Consider the following 17,390-nt stretch of genomic DNA (forward strand, 5'->3'; position numbering starts at 1 on the left):
GAGCGGTCACTACGCTGTTCGCCCCGCACAGATCAGGGCTGGAGCCCGCGCCAACATCAGCTGGGGCTACGCGACCAGGTACGGGTCTGGCCCGGGGCGCTCGGGTGTCCGGCCGCGTACTGCCGCAGGCTCTCCCCGGCGCGCTCGAGCAGGGGGGCGGCGGATGAGCCGTCGAGGGTGCACAGCATGAGATCAACCTGGTCGTCATCGCGGAGGACTGCGGTGATTTGCCGGGGCCAGTGGAAGCGGTCTCTGGACTGCAGGACCGTCACCTGGCTCGCACCGTCTGCGGTGCGCGGCGCGCTGACGTAGTTGAAGGAGACCGCCGCATCGGGGTTCCACTGCCGCCAGGACAATGCGGCTGCCCGGATCTTGGGGAACGGCGCCGCCTCGCCGGCGTACACCCGCTGTTGGAGTCGGGCGGGCTGTTCGCCGGGGTGCAGCGGCACTGGGGTGAAGTACCAGAACATGCCCCAGGCGTCGTTGGCGTGCGCGATCGCGTTGTCTCGCCCGTTGGCAACGAGGTAGAGCGTCACGTTCTCGCCTGCCGTGACAGCTTGCCCGGTCAGCGCGGCCAGGCAGGCCCGGAGGTTGGTGCCCTGCGCCGCAGCACGGGCGCGGCACGCGCGTACGGCTTGCGCGGGGATCGTGATGTGGTGCTCATCGGGCTGCTTCGGAGCCCAGGTGAGCGGCGGCAATGGGTCTGCTGAGGCACCAGTGGCTGCTTCGCACCCCAGATGCCGTAGGACCGGGGCGGCAGGCGAGCCGGGTGGGAGAGAGCCGCCTGCCGCCAGTAGCGTGAGCTGGTGGAGGAAGTGCCGATTGCTGTGGCCGTCCACCAGTGCGTGATGGGTCTCCATGCCCAGGAACAGGCCGTGGCTGCCGGTGAAGGCCATCATGGTGGCGAGTGGGGCTCCATAGCGGGCTTGTCGAACATCCAGGTGGTCGGCCCCCGCCATCCAAGCGCAGGCCGCGTCCCCGTCGCCGGGTTCGACCTGCAGGTGTGGCCCGGCACTCGGTGTCCATCGCTGGGTGAGAGCGCCAGTGCTGGAATCGGTGTGGAACCGGCGGTGGAGGATGTCCAGCCCTCCCAGCCACTGTTCGAGCCGCTGGAGGAACCTGGCCTGCTCACCTGCGGGCATGTCGAGGTGGAGGAGCTGACGTGGCAGGTAGACCCCTGTCTGCGGGCCGAGGGCGGCGAACTGGAGCATCATCTGCTGCATGGCGCCGGCCGGGGCCTGCAACGCGCGACGAGGTCGCCCGGTCAAGCGTGTGTGCTTCGGGCCGGTGGCCTGGGCGCCCCGCTCCTGTGTCGGTTGGAACGCCGCGTTGATGGATTCAAGGATGCTCGCGGCTTCCTTGGGGGAGGTGGTTCCGCCGTGCCTCAGAGTTGCGGTCGTGGCCTCCGCACCAGCACGGAAGGTCAGCGCGAGGGGGTACGGGGTGAGCAGCGCCGGGTTGGCGGGGGCAAGCGCCTGGATTCGGCGATCCAGTGCGTCCGGCGCTGCGTCGGCGTCCTGGATGTCGACGGCGATGTGACCGACCGCTGATCCGAAGTCGGCCCGGCCGCTCCAGCGCAGGGCACCGTAGCCGGCGCCCTGATCCGGGACGTCTGCAAGCTCCAGCGCCAGGTGCTCAATCGCCTCGGCTGTGGGCAGGTAGGGCGCGAGGACGGGATGATGGAGCCCGAACCAGCCGACCGCGTCGCTCAGATCCAGCTCTGGATGGTTGCGCCCGTTGCGTTCCAGGTCGATGACGGTGGGCTGTCCACCGTTGTGGTGCCCCAGCGCCTGCCCGGTCGCGGCGAGGAGGTACGCGGCCGGGCTGTGTTGCCAGCGCCGGGTGAGCTCGCTCAGGGGCGGCAACGTGATGCTGGTCTGCCCCAGCCGGGAGACGAGCGGGGTCTGGGGCGCGGTGAGCCCCCCGGCCAACACCGCGCGCCATAGCCCGGTCTCCGCGTCGAAGTGACCGGCCGCAGTCTGCTGCTCGGTCAGCTCGGCGAATTGCTGATATGCGTGGTCCTCGGAAAGGCTGACACCGTCCAGGGTGAGGGCCAGCCGTCGGCCGATCACGGCCCAGGACCAGGGGTCGACGGCAAGGTGGTGCCCGAAGAGGACGAGGCGTCCCGATCCATCGTCCCGCTGGACTGCGACCGCGGCGAGCATGCGTCCGGGGACCGGGTCCACAGCGCGCTGAGCCCTGGCCAGCGTCTGTCGCAGGTCCCGATCGGGGGCGATCTCGGCCACGGCGGCGACGAGCGGCTGGTACGGGGACGCCACGGTGAGGGACTGCTCGCACCGGTCGGTGCGGCAGCGCAGTGCCGGAGTGCTCTCGACGAGGTGTTCCAGCGCGGAGGCGAGCTGCGCCGCCGGGGGCGTGCGGGCGAAGGCGATGCTGTGGCGCAGGGTCCACCGCCTCCAGGTGGGGATCTTCAGCTGGTGCATCCACCGGCCGGTAGGGGTGAGCGGAAACCGCGTGCTCGTGTGCCTGGCGGTGCTCTGGGCGCGGGCGCGTGCCAGGCGGTGCTCGAGGTCGCGGTAGTAGGGGGCCTCGTACACGTCGGCGGGGATGAGCTGGAGTCCGGCCTGGCGCAGTCGGGTCACCAGGTGCAGGACGGTGAGGGAATCTCCCCCGTCGTGGAAGAAGTGGTTGTCGGGTGTGGGCGTGGTGCCCAGCAGTTCACGCCAGAGTTGGCCGAGCGCCGTGTCGTTGGCACCGAGCCGGGCGGAAGTGGGTGTCGGTGGGGTGGCGAGGCTGGCGAGCGCGTCGTCGTCGGGTTTTCCGGTGGGGCGGGTGGGGATCTGGCCGACCTGGTGGACCTGGTGGGGCCAGTGGGTCGGCGGCAGCATCTGCCGCAGCTGGGCCGTCAGTTGCTGGACATCGGGGCAGCTCTCCACGAAGAGCAGCAGCCGTACGTCGTCGTCGGGGCGGTGTGTCAGGGCACGTGCGGCTGTGCATAGACCGGTGCGGATGGCCTGGTTCTCAAGGGCGTCCAGCTCCACTCTGTAGCCGCGGATCTTGATCTGACGGTCGATGCGGCCGAGATGGACCAGTCCTGCGGGGGTGTGCATGGCGCGGTCGCCGGTGAAGTACCAGTGCCCAGCGGTCTCCGGCAGTGGGTGAAAGGACTCGGCGGTCAGGTCGGGCCGGTCCAGGTAGCCCGCCGCGAGGCCGGCGCCGGTCAGTGCCAGTTCGCCGGGGGTTCCGGGAGGGGCGGTGGCTGCCCGGTCGATGACGACTCGGGCGGCCAGACCGTGGATGGGCCGGCCGATGGGCACGGGGTCGCCGGCTCCGGGGGTGGACTCATGGACGGTCGCGGTGACGGTCGCTTCGGTGGGCCCGTAGATGTTGAACGTGCGGGCCGGGGCGAATCGGTCGAGGTCGGTGCTGCGGCAGCCGTCCCCGGCAGAGGCGATCATCCTCAGGTCGGGCAGGTGCGCGTCGGCGTCGAGGGTTCGGAGTAGGCCGGCCGGGAGGAAGACGTGGGTGATGCGGTGGTGCCGCAACTGTTCGGTCAGCGTCGTAGTCCCGGTGGGGTTGCCCTGGATGAGGGTCCCTCCGAGAACCAGCGCCGTGGTCACGTGGCAGATCCAGGGGTCGACGGTCGGCGGGGCGACCAGCAGCACGCGGCTGGTGGCGTCGAGGCCGAACCGGTCCTGTTCTCCGTGGATGAGGTTGGTGAGCGCGGCCAGCCCGACCGCGACGCCCTTCGGGCGTCCGGTGGACCCGGAGGTGTGGATCACGTAGGCGGGTGGGTCCGGCAGGTCGTCCTGGGCCGCGGTAGAAGGAAGGCGTGCGGGGCTGACGCCGTCGGGGTTCAGACGCAGCGCGGCGGGCCGGTCGGGTGGCGTGTCGCCGTCGTAGGGGATGTAGGTGCAGCCCAGTTGCAAACAGGCGAGCCAGGCCGCGGCTCGGTCGGTGAGGCGGAGTCCGCCGACGAGGACCTCGCTTCCCTTGCGCGCGCCGGCGTGCAGCAGCGCCTCGGCGGTGGCGGTGGCCAGACCGAGCAGTTGCGGGCCGGTGCAGGCGGCATCCGTGTCCAGGATGACGATCCGGTCGGTGCGGCTCAGTTGCCGGACCGCGGCTTCGTGCAGCGGCGGACCGGTGTAGCCGGGTGCCGGGGTGGCCAGGGCCTGGACACTGGTGCGGTCCGTCGGGCTGAGTAGGAGGTCGGAGCAGAGCGGGGTGTCCGGCTCTTCGGCGAGTGCATGGAGGAACTGGCGGAAGGTGCTGGCCCACCGGTCGAGGTCGGCGGCGAGCGGGTCGGTGGCGCGGCCGGTCAGCTCGACAGTTGTGGAGCCGTCGTCCAGAGTGCGCACGACGGTGCTGAGCGCCGCGCCTTGGGGCGTGCTGTCGGCCGTGACCGGGGAGAGGGTGATGCCGGGCAGGGACGGGTCACCGGGCGGGGCGACGGCCTGCATCACGAACGCGGTGGCTCCGGGTGCGGCCAGAGTGGGGGCTCCGGCATCGTGCAACTGGTCGGGAGTCACCATGACGTGGTCGTGTGCCTCCAGGATGGCGCGGTGCGTCATCCTGATGTATTCCGGGAGCCGAGAGTTCCAGGGCATGCTCAACCGGAGCGGGAGCATGTGAGCGAACTGGCCGACGGTGTCGAGGTGCTCGTCGGTGCGGGTGTCGACGGCCACGTGAATGCTCAGGTCGCCGGTTCCTTGGAGGCGAGCCGTGGTGTGGGCGTGGGCCGCCAGCAGGGCAGCGGGCACGGTGGCGCGCGATGCTCGGGCGGCGTGGGCGAGGGCGGCTGTCTGAGCGGGTGCCAGGTGCAGACGGAGCCGGGGCACGGTCTGTGCCGGCTCCGGATCGGGCAAGAGCCGGGCGTGCGGAGCAGCGGTGAAGCCTGTGTACCGGCGGCGCCAGTAGAGGTCGGCCGCTTCGTTGGGAGCCTGGTCGGCGAGGGCCTGGGCGAAGGAACCGGGGCGGTCGTACCGGTCGCCCCGGTAGATCGCGGCCACGGTGTTGAACAGCAGCTTCATGGAGCGGCCGTCCGCGAAGGCGTGGTCGATGATCTCGGTGACCACCCAGGTGCGTTCGGCGACGCGGTGCACGGCGATGTGGCCGATCGGGCCGTGAGCGAGGTCGTAGCGGCGGCCGAGTTCTTGGTGGAAGTCGTAGAGGATGGCCTTCATCGTCGGCTCGATGGGCTGTCCGCTCCGCCGCTGGTCGAGGAGCCGTACGTCGATGCGTGCCTGGGCGCAGGTCTGCCAGGTGTCTCGGCCGGACAGGTGCAGTCGCAACGCGTCGTGCTCTTGGGCGGCAGCGCGGTATGCCTTGGCGAGCCGGTCTTGGTCGAGGGGCCCGTCCAGGCGGAAGATCCGACCCGAGTTCGCCGTCGGGTTGCCGAGCCGCCGGGCCGCGAGCAGAGACATCTGCGCCGGGTGTGCCGCGAGTTCAGACACCGGATTCCTTCCGTTCCTCGATCAGCGCGGACAGTTGCGTGACGGTGGGGTGGTCGTGGAGGTCGACGGCGCCCAGGCGCAAGCCGTGACGGCGCTGGATCGCGCCGGAGAGCCTGACCACGCCGAGGCTGGTCAGGCCCTGTTCGAACAGGTTGGCGTCTGCGTCGACGGGCTGGTCGGTGATGGCCGCGCAGGTGTCCAGCAGCCACGCGCGGTCGTCTGTGGGCAGGCCCTGACGCGGGTCGGTCCGATCCATGGGCGTGCTCTCATCCCTTCGCGGTCAGGCGTTTCAGGTGGTCGGTGGTGCGCTCCTGCAGGTCAATGGCCTGCTCTTGGGTGAGGGTGGCGGATGTCCAGGACGCACGAAGGCGTCCTGGGCCGGTGGCCGAGGCGGACAGTTGCAGGCTCAGCGGGTGTTTCGGCCCGGCGTTCGGTGCGGCGAAGCTGCTCCAGGTGACCGGGCCCAGCCGGCGGGTGGTGGCTGGCTGCTCGATGGCCAGGGAGATCTGTGGCCGTCCGACGGAGCGGCTGAGCAGTCCCGGTCGGGCGTGGGCATGTCGGGAGGCGAAGTCGAGGGCCTGTTGACAGTGCTGAACGAGGCGGTCGCCGGTGGGTTCGACACGAATGGGCAGGGGGGCGGAGGCGACGAAGCAGCCGACGATGCCGGCCTCTGCGGCTGTCCGTCGCAGACTCATCGGCATGTGCAGCACGATGCGTCCGTGCCCGGTTTGCTCGGCCACGGCCTGGGCGACGGCTGCGACGTAGACCGCGGCCGGGCCGACGCTCAGACGCGCGGACACATCGGCGGTGTCTATGGGGCCGAGGACGCGAGCTTGTTGGCCATATCCGTTTGGGGTCGGTGGCCGTTCGAGGTACTCGGTGTAGGGGCGGGTTTCGTGCGCTTGGCAGCGCTGCGCGACAGTTTCGGCAGCCGTGCGCGCGCTGGTAGCCGCCGCGGGACTGGTGCTGGCCTCGGCCCACCTGCTGTAGCGCAGGTCGGGGCTGGGGGGCGTCGAGCTTGGCGGGTTACCGGCGCGGCGCACGATCTCGGTCCACAGCAGTTGGAGTGCATGCTCGTCGGTGTACAGGTGGTGCGTCGTCAGTGCGCAGACGGTGCTGGGGCCGGCTGGGGTCTCAGGGAGGTGGAAGAGCGCGAAGCGGATGCGGGGGCCTCTGCCCCAGAGGTCGTAGGCTGCGGCCCGCTGGGTGGCCATCCAGGCTTCGACCGTCGCGATGGCGTCAGCAGGATCGAGAGAGCGCAGGTCGGTCTCTTCGACGGGTACCAGGGCCGGGCCCAGCCCGGCGCTGGCGCTGATGTGGTAGCGGTCGTCGAGGTTGAGGATCCAGTGCAGGGCGTCGTGCCGGGCGGCGGTGTCAGTCGCGGCTTGCCGCAGCGCCTTCGCCGGGACACCGTCGACGATGATCGCGTTGACCATGGTGTAGGCGGCGGGGTCCGCATTGCTGATGTCGGCTTCGAGGATGGCCTCCTGCGGAGCTGACAGTGTGCGTGGCTGTGTCACCTGGATCCTCGATCCCGCGCTGGTAGGCCGGTGGATGGCGCCGGCAGATGCCGGGGGCCGCGAGCAGCACTCCCAAGGGCCGCCGACGGGATCACTGCTTGTTGGCCCAGTAGCCGGTCATCAGGGTCTTGCGCAGGACGCCGTCCTGGCTGCCGGCGACGCCGTGGAGCGAGACGGGCGAGTTGGGCATGATGAACGCCCGGTTCGGGGCGAACTGCACCTGGTGGGCTGTGCGGTGCGCGGCATTGGAGCTGAAGTTCAGGAAGTCGTGTTCCCCGGCGCGGCACTCGTACAGTGCGGTCCCGTAGCGGTTGACGCTGGTCTCGTCGGCGTTGCCCTCGAGCTGGAGGTAGACCACGATCGTCAGGAGCTTCGGTGCGGCGTCCAGGTGTGCGCCGAGCGCCTCGGTGGCGCCGGTGTCCTGGTTGGCGTAGAGCTTGAAGTTGGGCTGGTCCCGGTCCTGGAGCCGGTCCAGGCCCAGGTGTTCCTCCAGGGGGCCGGCGAATCGCTCGAACAGCGCCCGGACGAACTCGGGGTGACGGAGCGCCAGGCGCGTTCGGTTCCACGTCTCGGTGGCCATCGGCGCGTCGCTGCCCGCGAAGTTCTCGATGATGCGCTCTTTGCGGTTGCCGAGGTAGGCCTTGGGCTGGCCTTCCACGAACCGGGCGACCGGGTCGAAGCCGGACTGCGAGGGCCAGTTCGCCAGGACGCTGCGGTAGAGGTCCTCGGGCAGGAAGTCGTCGACGGTGGCGAACGGGAACGGGGCGTCGTGCAAGTCCATGCGGTCCAGGGCGGGGAGGAGCTCGGCGGCACTGGTGGGGATGTCGGCGCCGATGACCCGCTGGTAACCGTCGAGGTAGCGGGCCAGGCGGGGGTGGGCGGTGGTGGTCTGTCCGGTGGTGGTCACGGGTTCCCTTTCGTCAGTGCTGGACCGGCGTCGCCGGCGCGGTGTGGTTGTCGATGAGGGCCGCGAGGGTTCGCAGGGTGGGTGCCTGGTAGAGGTCGCGGGGGTGGATCTGCGCGGTGAAGGTCTCCCTGATGGCTGCAACAAGGAGTGCCGCGAGCAGGGAGCTTCCGCCGATGTTGAAGAAGTGGCTGTCGGCGCTGATGTCGTCGGTGCCCAGCAGTTCGGTCCACACCCCCGCCAGGCGCTGCTCGGTTGGGGTGAGCTCGTCCGATGTCACCTGGCTGGCGGGCTGTCGGCCGTCGTGGAGGGCGGAGCTCGGGAGCTGGTTGAGGGGGGCGTCCGGTTCGCTGAGCACCGCGGTGAGAACGGCCTGGAAATGGTCGAGGAGGTGGTGTGCGGTGGCGGCGGTGAGCTGATCGGCTCGGTAGGTGGCCCGGCACGCGATCACCTGGTTGCTGGGCCACAGGTGCAGCTCGAACGGGTACCTGGTGTCGGCGCGGTCGATGGGCCAAGGTGCCACGCTGAGGGCGTGGAGGCTGAGGTCGGCGGCGGGGAGATTGTCGTAGGCGAAGGAAAGGTGCGTCAGCGGGCCGATGCGGCCGGCATGGTCAGCGGCGAGTTGCGCGGCGATCTCGGCGATGGGTGCGTCTGCGTGGTCGAGCGCGTCGATGACCTCTTCGCGGACTTGCCCGACCAGGGCGGTGAAGGTGGTGGTGGGCGCAATGCGGCTGCGGATCGGCAGGACGTTGACGAAGAATCCGATGAGGTTCTCGAAGTCGGCTGTGGGACGGTCGCCTCGCGGCGTGTTGACGATCAGGTCCTGACGGCCCAGCGCGGTGCCCATGGCAGCGGCGAAGGCCGCGTGCAGCACGATGAACTCGGTGGAGCCGGTGCGTTGGGCGAGCTCGAGCAGCTGACTGCGGGACACACCGACGGACGGGATCTGGATCTCTCGGGCGCTACCCGGCGGATCGTCGGTCTCCTCGGCCGCCAGTAACGGGGGCTGGTCTGCGACGCCGCGCAGTTGCTCGCGCCAGTACGCCAGATCCGTGGCGATGCGCGGCCGGTTTCGGGTCTCGGTGACGTAGTCGCCGAAGTCCACGGACAGCTTCGGGATGTCCGCGGTGGCGCCGGTGATGTGGGCGGTGTAGAGGGCGGACAGTTCCCGGGCGAAGACGGACTTCGACCAGCCGTCGCACACCAGGTGGCTCATCAGCCAGAACAGCACGTGCTCGTTAGCACTCAGGCGCAGCAGCATGACCTTGAATCCGGGCTCGCCGGCGACGTCGAAGGGGCGCGCGGCCTCGGCTTCGATGATGCTGCGGGCCGCCGCCAGCCTCTCGGCGGCCGGGACAGACTCAAGGTTGACCACGGGCAGCGGCACTGGACTCACCGGGTGGACCAGCTGTGCGGGCAACCGGTCCGGTTCGAGTGATGACGGCTCAATGGCAGGAAAGGTGGTGCGCAGCACGTCTTGCCGCTCGGCGATGCAGTCCAGGGCCCGCCGGAGAGCGGGAAAGTCGAGGGCCCCGGTCAGGTGTACAGCGGTCGGCACGTTGAGGGCGACCGGCCCGCTCGCAGCGGTCTGCAGCAGCATGCCTCGCTGGCCGGCGGTGAGCGGGCGGCTCCTGGCATGCGGCGGGTTGGTGGCTGAGGCCGTCATGGGGCGGGGTCCTCCTGGGAACGGGTGAGCGCGGCGCAGAACGCGTCGAGGACGGGATGGTCGAACAAGGCGCGCACACTCAGCTGCGGATGCCCGCTGCGGCGCAGCCTGCTGACGACACGGGCCGCGGACAGAGAGGTTCCGCCGCTGAGGAAGAAGTGCTGCCCCGGGGCAACCGGGCGGCCGAGGATCTCGGACCACAGAGCGGCGACCGCTTGGACCTGTGGGTCTTCGGCGTCATGGCGGCCGGCTGCGCTCTGTCCGGCCGCGGGAGAGGCGGCAAGCAGACGTGCCACCGCCCGGCGGTCGGGTTTTCCGCTGGGGGTACGCGGCATCCGGGCCAGCCCGGTGACGGCGGCTGGGCGATGGGTGCGCGGCAGGCGGCTGTCCACCCAGGAGACCAGGTCGCTCTCGTCGAGGAGGACGGTCTCACAGGCCGTGCCCGGGCTGGCGGCCGGTAAGGCGGGGCTTTTGGCGTAGCCGGGGCGGCGAGCGTACAGGTAGTGCAGGCCGACGCCCTGTGACATGGGGTCGGCTTCGGTGACCGTGTGGAAGCCGCGGGTGTGGAGTTGGTGTACGAGGTCGGCGAGCCGGCCGTCGATGTCGTGGACTTCGGCGACGATCTGGTGGATGCGCGGCCAGTGGCGCTCGTCGATGCCAGCCAGGACGTCGGCCTCGGCCTTCTGCACGTCGATCTTCAGCAGATCGACCTCGTTCACCCCAGCGGTGTCGAGCACGTCGGAGAGACGCAGGACCCGGCAGGGGAACAGGTGGCCGCGCAGCTTCCCCTCGATGATGTCGGCGGCTTGCTCGCGCCATGCCTCGGCGTCGTCCATCGAGCCCGTCTCGATTTCGCGGCGGGCGATGGCGTGCAAGGTGGCGGCCTCGACGCTGGGGTCGGGGTGGAGGGTGGACAGCCCTGTCGCCCCCGGGTACCAGGTGATCTCGGCGGTTCCGCTGTGGCTGCCGAGGGCAGCTCCGAGGAGCTGCACGGTGGCGGCCGCGTTCAACTGCAGGTTTGCAGCGCACAGCTGGTAGGTGGGCGGGCAGGGTTCGAAGGCGAGGACCCGGGCGGCACGCTGGGCCACGGACAGGGAGAACAGCCCGATATTCGCTCCGGCATCGACGACCGTGGCCTCGCTCGGTACGACGATGCCGTGCCGCTCGTACACGCGGTGCTGGTAGATCTCCTCGTGCATGTGCGTGGTTTCGGGCGGGTTGGCCTCGAGGATGAGCAGTTGTGCTTCGAGGTGCCGCAGTTGGTGGGCAGTGTCGTCGATCAGGTGTCCGGGACGCAGCTGGACGGCGGCGTGAATGCGCGGGTCCTGGTTGGGGGCGGTGAGCGGGACAGCGACGGCCTCCAGGACGGCCGGATGGGTACGCAGAGCTGTTTCGACCGCGTTCAGGTCGACGAGTTTTCCGGCCACCTTGACCTGGCGGTCGGCGCGGCCGGCCAGCACGATGCGGCCGGCCTCGTCGACGCGAGCGAGGTCGCCGGTGAGATGCCAGCGGCGGCCCTCCCTGGTCACGAACCGGGTGTCCTGTTCGCCTTGCTGGTAGCGGTAGCCGCGGGCCAGGCCAGGGCCGGACACGGCCAGCACCTGGCCTCGTCCGTCACGGGGCTCCTCCTGCTGCGGGTGGAGCGCGACGTGGGTGCCGGGCAGCGGGTCGCCGATCGGGAGGTAGCCGTCTCCCGGCAGGGCCGACGCGGTCACCAGATGCGCTGCGACGATGCCGGCTGTCTCGGTCAGCCCGTACATCGCGAAGAACCGCGACTCGGGCAGCAGCGTGGTCCAGCGCCGGGCGAGAGCCGCGGGGATGGGTTCGCTGGCGGCCATGATCCGGCGCAGGCCGGTGGCGGCGAGCGCGTCCGGCGCCTGGGTGTCGGCCAGCAGGGCTAGAAGGGAGGGGACGGTGTCGAGGCTGGTGATGTGCTCGGTGGCGATGAGCGCGAGCAGGGCGTCGGGATCCTGGCGCTGCGTCTCGTCGGCGACGACGACGCTCGCGCCGTGGAGCAGGGGAAGGAACAGTTGCCGGACCGAGGAGGAGAAGCTGAGGGGGGCCAGGAGCAGGCAGTGGTCCTCGGGGGTGATCTCGGTGAGCTGGTTCAGGGCCGCGAGGTTGTGCAGGACCGCTTGGTGCGAAACTTCCACCAGTTTCGAGGCCGCGGCCGTGCCGGATGTCGGCATGACGTAGGCGATGCCGCCGGTGACCGGGGCCTCGTCGGGCGCGAATGGGACGAGGGTGGCGTCGCGGAGGAGGAAGTGCGGCTTGGCCCGGCCGGTGATCTGCTCCGGGTCGTGAGCGGGGTCGAGCGGGAGGTAGGCGCATTCGCAGGCCATGACGGCCAGCAGATCCAGGAGCGCGGGCACGGACCGTGAGACGTCCACGCCGACCAGGGCGCCTGGGGTCAAGCCCTGCCGGCGAAGGGCATCGGCGTGCTCGCGGATGTGATCGGTCATATGGCCGTAGGTCAGTCGGTCGCCGGGCAGCCGCAGCGCGGAGGCCTCGGGCTGGGCGCGGGCGACGGTCTGCAGCGCGGCGATCAGGTCGGCGCGGGGCTGGTCAGGCATGGAACGTCACCGCCTTGACGTCGGCGGCGGTGACCGGGCCGCCCATCGCGACCAGGATGGTGCGCTCGCCCTGGAAGGCGCGGCGGCCGTGGGCGGTCAGCATGTTGTCCAGCAGCAGGACGTCGCCGAGTTGCCAGTCGAACTGGTGGGCCTCCTCACGCAGGACGGTACGGGTCAAAGTGAGCAGTTCGGTGGGGATCTCCGCGTCGGCGCCGGTGCGCGCGTGCATCGGCATCTGCTCGCCGAACAGGTCCCGCCACAGCTCCTCGCGCTCGGGACCGCCCTGGGAGGCGTGCCACAGGTGCATCTGGTTGAACCACACCGGCTCGCCGGTGACCGGGTGGTGGATCGCGGTCGGAAGGCTCTGGGCGGTGCGGAGGGTGTCGTCGGGCAGCCAGGCGTGGTCGATGCCGTGCTCGGTGCAGTAGCGGCTGACCTCGCTCTTGTCGTCGGTGCCGAACGACTGCCGCCAGCTGATGCCAGGCCCGTCTGCGCTTGTCTGGTGCCGGATGTAGGTGACCTGGTCGGGTATCTCGCCCGCGGCGGCGGTGACGCGGGCGAAGACGGTGCGGCCGTCGACGAGCGGAGTCTGTCCGCCCCGTCCGAGGGCCGGTGGCTCCGCGCAGTAGAACGCGATCCGGGCCGGCCACAGCGGGCTGTAGGCGAGCTCGTGGTGCGGCGGAATGTCTTGGGTGCTGTCCCATTCGGTGCTGGTGTAGACGCCGTCGGTGACGGGCGTGCGCGGGGAAGCGCCGTGGACGTAGGGCAGGAGGTCGCCGATGAAGGGGTGGATGGCGTGCCTGAACTCCTGCGGGCCGCTCACGGTGAACCCGCGCAGCAGGACCGCGCCGGTGGCGGCGAGCGCCTGCTCTACCTGGTCCGCGTGCTGGCCGGTCCAGGTGGCGAGCGGGACGGAGGTCGGTGCGGTGAGGGTGCGCGGGATGGTCATGCAAGGCTCCCCGGGTGTGAGGTGAGCGCGAGCGCTGTGTCCTGGAGCATCTGTGCGCCCAAGACCAGGTCATCGGGGCTAGTGTCCTCGTGCGGGACATGGCTGACGCCACCGATGCTGGGCACGAAGATCATTGCGGCGGGGGTGATGGCCGCCATCATCTGAGCGTCGTGCCCGGCTCCGCTGGTGAGGAGCAGTGTCGGCACCGCGCGCCGGGCGGCCGCCGCGGCGATCGACCGGCGCAGGGCCGCGTCGGTGAGTACTGGCTTGGAGGATGCGGCTCGGGTACATGAGGCCTTCACCGTGCGGCGCTGCGCGATGCTCTCGATTCGGCGCACGGCCTCATCGGCCGCCTGGTGCAGCTGCCCTTCATCGGCATCGCGCACATCGACGGTCAGGCGCACGAGGCCCGCGATGGTGTTCGGCGAGTTGGGCGCGGCCTCGATCCGGCCGACTGTGGCCACCTGGCACCAGTCGGCGGCGGGCAGGTCTTCGACAGCGAGGACGATCTCCGCAGCGGCGCCGAGCGCATCGGAGCGGCCGGGCATCGGGGTGGTGCCGGCGTGGGCGGCCGCGCCCGTGAGCTCGACTTCCAGTTGGACACGTCCCACGATGGCGTCGACGATGCCGATGGGGATGCGCTCGCGTTCCAGGACCGGGCCCTGCTCGATGTGCAGTTCGAGATAGGCCAGGAGCTGATGCGGGTCCAGGCGGGCCTGGTCGATGGCGTCGAGGTTGCCGCCGGCCCGGGTGAGTGCGTCCCGCAGGAGGGTGCCGTCGTAGGCGGTGGGCGCTGCGGCGGGCGTGGGCAGCTGTCCGCTGGCGGCCAGCGATCCCCAGAACGGCTGTGGGTGCAGCGCCCCTTCCTCGTTGGCGAAGGCGACCGCGGTGACCGGGTGCGCGAGGAGGTCGAGGGAGGTGATGTTCTCGACGGCCTCCAGGGCGGAGACCACCCCATAGACGCCGTCCAGCGGACCGGCGTCGACGACGGTGTCCAGATGCGAGCCCAGAACCAGCGTGGTCGTGCCCGGGTGCGGGCGCGGCCCGAGCCACAGATTCCCGGCGGCGTCCACGGCGGTGGGCAGGCCCGAGTTCTCGGCTTCTCGGACCATGTAGCGGCGTGCTTCGAGGTCCGCAGGGCTGAAGCCGGGGCGGGTCACACCGCCGCTCTCGGACCGGCCGATCTGGGCGAGCTCCGTGAGGCGGCGCAGGAGCCGGTCTCGGTTTACGGGCTGGGCGGACATCAGTTCACCTCTCCTTCCGGGGCTGTGGGCGCGGCCGCGTGGTGGAGCTGGTGGGACTCGGCTGTGTGAGCGCACAGCTCCCCCAGCCGCGGCGACCGGTCGACGGCATTGAGAGTGATCAGGGCGGGCAGGGAGAGGGTGCGGGCGAGCACGAGGGCGGCACCGGTCGTCCAGGCCAGCGTGTTGGGCAACTCGCTCTCGGCGTCGGCGGTCGGCTTCAGGCCCAGGGCCTCGGCCACTTGCCGGCCGATGGCGTTGTCCACGGAGGCATGTCCGGTGGCGTGGTGCCTGGCCTTTCCGGGCGCCGGGAGCGCGGAGCGGTCGACCTTGCCGTTGGCGTTGAGTGGAACGGCAGGGATGGCGATCAGGTGGGTGGGGACCAGGTGGTCGGGCAGCCGCGTGGCCAGGTGCTGGCGCATCTGGCCGCTGTCGATCGGCGTGGTGGCGACGTAGTAGCCGGCCAGGGCCAGGAGTTCGCGGCGGCTGCCGACTGCCGTGACGACGGCCTCGGTGACCTGCGGGTGGCTGGTCAGCGCGGCCTCGACCTCGGCGGGTTCGACGCGGTATCCGCGGATCTTGACCTGCTGGTCCCGGCGCCCCAGGAACTCGATGCTCCCGCCGGGCTGCCAGCGGCCGATGTCGCCGGTGCGGTACATCCGGGCAGCGGGGTCGGCGGCGAAGGGGTCGGGCAGGAATCTCTCGGCGGTCAGCTCTGGCCGGCCGCGGTAGCCGCGGACCACGCAGGCGCCGCCGATGTACAGCTCGCCTGGGACACCGACGGGAACCGGCTGCTGGTCCTCGTCGAGGACGTACATGGTGGTGTTGGCGATCGGGCGGCCGATGGGGACGAGTTCCTCGCTGAGATCGGCGGTGTCGTCGATCGTGTGGACGCTGTTGCCGACGGATGCTTCGGTGGGCCCGTATTCGTTCAGGATCCGTGCGTGCCGGGTCGGTTCCCGGTCGCGCCAGTGCGTCAGGGTGCGGGTCGTGAATGCATCCGCGCCCACCGCCAGCATGCCGGTCAGTTCCTTGGCCTGGTCCGTGGTGAGGAGCTCGGCCAGCGCGTCGAGCTGTCCGGGGGTCAGTTTCAAGAATGCGAACGGAGCGTTTTCCGCCAGCGTCTCGGTGATCTGGAAGAGGTCGGCTCTCTCCGGGATCATCAGAACGCGCTGCCCGGCGAGCAGTGGCGCATAGAGGTTCGGCACGACCATGTCGTAGGCGACGCTGGAGAACACTGCACCGCCGCCGGTGCGCTCGCCGATGTACTGCTCGATGCACCAGTGCAGGTAGTTCACCAGGCCGCGGTGTGGCACCTCGACGCCCTTGGGCAGACCGGTGGACCCGGAGGTGTAGATGACGTAGGCCAGGTCGTCACCGGTGACGTCCGGAAGCTCCGTCGGGGCGTCGGGCTCGGCGTGGCCACTGGCCAGGTCCCGGATTTCCAAGGCCGTCCACGGGCCTTCTGGGGTGCTGGCGGCGTAGGTGGCGTCGCTGAGCACCAGGGTGACCTTCGCGTCATGCAGCATGTGCACGGTCCGGCTCTCCGGCGCGAGCGGGTCCAGCGGGAGGTAGGCGGCTCCGGCCTTCATGACCGCGACGAAGGCCACCAGCAGGTCCGCGTTCCGGCGCGCCCGGACTGCGACGATCGCCCCGGGGCCGATGCCGAGCCGGGCGAGCCGGGTCGCGACTCGGGCAGCGCGTTCGTCCAGGTCGCGGAACGTCAGCTGCTGGTCGGGGTCCTGGACGGCGATGTGGCTGGGCGTGCGGTGTGACTGGTCCTGCAAGAGCCGGTGCAGCGGAGTCTGTAGGTCCCAGCCACGCTGCGGTCCCTGCCAGGCGGCCATCGTCAGGTTTTCGTGCGGCCGCGTCGGGACCTGCGGCTCAGCGGAGCGGGGCGGCCGTGCCAGGGCGGTCTGGTGGACCTCGTCCAGTGCCCGCATCTGCGCCGGGTTCAGGCGCGTGGAGACCAGTTGCAGCTCGGTGGTTCCGGTGCTGGGGCAGTGGATCAGGTGCAGCAGCACCGTTGCGTCCGCCGGGTGGGTGGTGACTGGTCCGAGCGTCGTGCCACCCAGGGGGATGAGCTCGCTGGTTTCGGGATCGGCCAGGTCGGCGGCGGGCCCGTGTGCGTCGATGAGTACCTGGGCGTCCAGGACGTCCCCCACGCCGAGCCTCCGAGCGATCTCGTAGAGGGTGGCCGAAGCTGCTGCAGCCAGCAGGGCGCGGCCAGCACCGGTCTGATCGTCGTCGAGGCGGCCGGTGCTGTCGGTCGGCGACACGGGGGCGCTGGTCACGATCAGGCGGTGGCGGCTGCTCCGTTGGATGGCGATGTTCGGGGCCGGGCGGCCAGTGGCGATACGCACCGTCGCGAGATGCGCATTGATCAAGGACTCCAGCGAGTGGCCGGTGCCGACCGGCACCCGGACCCGGACCTGGACCTGGTCACCCGGCGAGGATGCGGCTGTGTCGCAGGCTGAGTCCGTGGGCTCGGTGATCCAGAACCGGGGCTGCTGCGCCCCGTCCTGCACCTCGGCTACTGCCACAGACGGTACGGGGGACGGCAGGGTCAGATCGGCTGCGTTCCGGTGGGAGACGGCGGCAGCCTGCTGGTGGTAGCGGTGCAGGACTGTGGCCAGCGTCTGAGTCTGCTGCTCCAGGGTCAGTGCGGCCGGGTTGTGGACCAGCAGGAGTGCGGCGGCACCGGGGCCGGTGATCAGCCCGAGGCGTACGGCCGGCGAGAGTGTCTCGGGGTCGGGATCCAGCTGGGTGACCTCGCTCCCCCAGGCCGTGGCCAGCGCGCCGACGGCCTTCGTCAGGGATTCCGCGGGTGCATCGCCGAGGTCGTGGACGGTCAGGGGCTGCGGCTCGTCCAGGAACCGCCACACAGGCGTGGTCTCGCGCAGGGTCAGCGCCTTGCGCAGCCCGGGCATATCCGTGGCAGCGGCACGGTAGGCGGATTCGAGGCGTCCGGGGTCGGGGACGAAGGCAAGCTGGAGGTGGACGACGGCGGCCCCGGCGCGGACACCTACGCGTAGCAGCGTCAGCTCGTCCGCATCCAGGGTCCCGGCCAGGGCCGATGACGTTGCGGAGGTGGTCATGGTGCTCTCTTTCGGCAGTGTGTGA

General features: G+C 70.6%; 9 protein-coding genes. All 9 read right to left on the reverse strand.

What is annotated here, in order from left to right; translation table 11 throughout:
* Positions 1 to 56 precede the first annotated feature (56 nt).
* Entirely contained in the window at positions 57 to 5,414 is a 5,358-nt protein-coding gene (locus ALMP_RS00315) for a condensation domain-containing protein (protein WP_264923791.1), read from the reverse strand.
* Positions 5,407 to 5,670, reverse strand: coding sequence for an acyl carrier protein (locus ALMP_RS00320; protein WP_264923792.1), 264 nt, complete (start codon positions 5,668 to 5,670; stop codon positions 5,407 to 5,409). The genes ALMP_RS00315 and ALMP_RS00320 overlap by 8 nt, the downstream gene beginning before the upstream one ends.
* Before the next feature lie 10 nt (positions 5,671 to 5,680).
* The gene (locus tag ALMP_RS00325; protein ID WP_264923793.1) at positions 5,681 to 6,934 is read right to left on the reverse strand and encodes a hypothetical protein; all 1,254 of its coding nucleotides are present in this window, start codon (positions 6,932 to 6,934) and stop codon (positions 5,681 to 5,683) included.
* Positions 6,935 to 7,025: 91 nt separating this feature from the next.
* Positions 7,026 to 7,841 carry a hypothetical protein gene (locus tag ALMP_RS00330; protein WP_264923794.1) on the reverse strand — a complete coding sequence of 272 codons (816 nt, stop codon included), beginning with the start codon at positions 7,839 to 7,841 and terminating at the stop codon, positions 7,026 to 7,028.
* A 13-nt stretch (positions 7,842 to 7,854) separates the two neighbouring features.
* On the reverse strand, positions 7,855 to 9,504 hold the full coding sequence (locus ALMP_RS00335) for a condensation domain-containing protein (RefSeq protein WP_264923795.1): 1,650 nt from the start codon (positions 9,502 to 9,504) through the stop codon (positions 7,855 to 7,857).
* Entirely contained in the window at positions 9,501 to 12,077 is a 2,577-nt protein-coding gene (locus ALMP_RS00340; protein ID WP_264923796.1) for an FkbM family methyltransferase, read from the reverse strand. The genes ALMP_RS00335 and ALMP_RS00340 overlap by 4 nt, the downstream gene beginning before the upstream one ends.
* Positions 12,070 to 13,026 (reverse strand): TauD/TfdA family dioxygenase, encoded by a 957-nt coding sequence (locus ALMP_RS00345; protein WP_264923797.1) that lies wholly within the window; start codon positions 13,024 to 13,026, stop codon positions 12,070 to 12,072. Before ALMP_RS00345 ends, ALMP_RS00340 begins: the two co-directional genes overlap by 8 nt.
* Positions 13,023 to 14,270: a Zn-dependent hydrolase gene (locus ALMP_RS00350; protein ID WP_264923798.1), complete on the reverse strand. Its 1,248-nt coding sequence runs from the start codon at positions 14,268 to 14,270 to the stop codon at positions 13,023 to 13,025. Before ALMP_RS00350 ends, ALMP_RS00345 begins: the two co-directional genes overlap by 4 nt.
* Positions 14,270 to 17,365 (reverse strand): amino acid adenylation domain-containing protein, encoded by a 3,096-nt coding sequence (locus ALMP_RS00355; protein ID WP_264923799.1) that lies wholly within the window; start codon positions 17,363 to 17,365, stop codon positions 14,270 to 14,272. The genes ALMP_RS00350 and ALMP_RS00355 overlap by 1 nt, the downstream gene beginning before the upstream one ends.
* Between the last annotated feature and the right edge of the window lie 25 nt (positions 17,366 to 17,390).

The sequence above is a fragment of the Streptomyces sp. A012304 genome (genome assembly GCF_026008495.1).
Taxonomy (GTDB): Bacteria; Actinomycetota; Actinomycetes; order Streptomycetales; family Streptomycetaceae; genus Streptomyces.